This is a genomic window from Paraburkholderia sp. SIMBA_030 (assembly GCF_046535245.1).
Classification (GTDB): Bacteria; Pseudomonadota; Gammaproteobacteria; order Burkholderiales; family Burkholderiaceae; genus Paraburkholderia.
Genome location: NZ_JAWRXB010000444.1, coordinates 1 through 275, shown reverse-complemented (window position 1 = coordinate 275; position 275 = coordinate 1). Strand labels below are relative to the sequence as shown.

Here is a 275-nt window from a genome sequence, read left to right as displayed (position 1 = left end):
GCAGACATCATTCCCATGGTCATGGGCGAAGTGCCCCTGGAAAAAATCCTCAATACCGGTCGCTTCGACTTTGAAAAAGCCGCTCAGGCGCCGGGCTGGTTGCAGGAATTGCGTGGCGAGCATGTGCCGGAAACCGAGGAATATGGCATCGCCTCGACTGCTTACCGGGCCCGCCGCCCCTTTCATCCGCAACGCTTTTTCAGCTTTATCGACCGCCCTTGGGTGAACGGAAAACTGCTGCGCTCCAAAGGGTTTTTCTGGTTGGCGAGTAAGCC

The 275-nt window shown here is 57.1% G+C and carries 1 protein-coding gene; it reads left to right on the top strand.

Annotated features, from left to right (window positions below; genetic code table 11):
* Positions 1–275, top strand: a 275-nt coding sequence (locus SB772_RS40710; protein WP_410838612.1) for a GTP-binding protein, incomplete at both ends; no start/stop codon positions are given.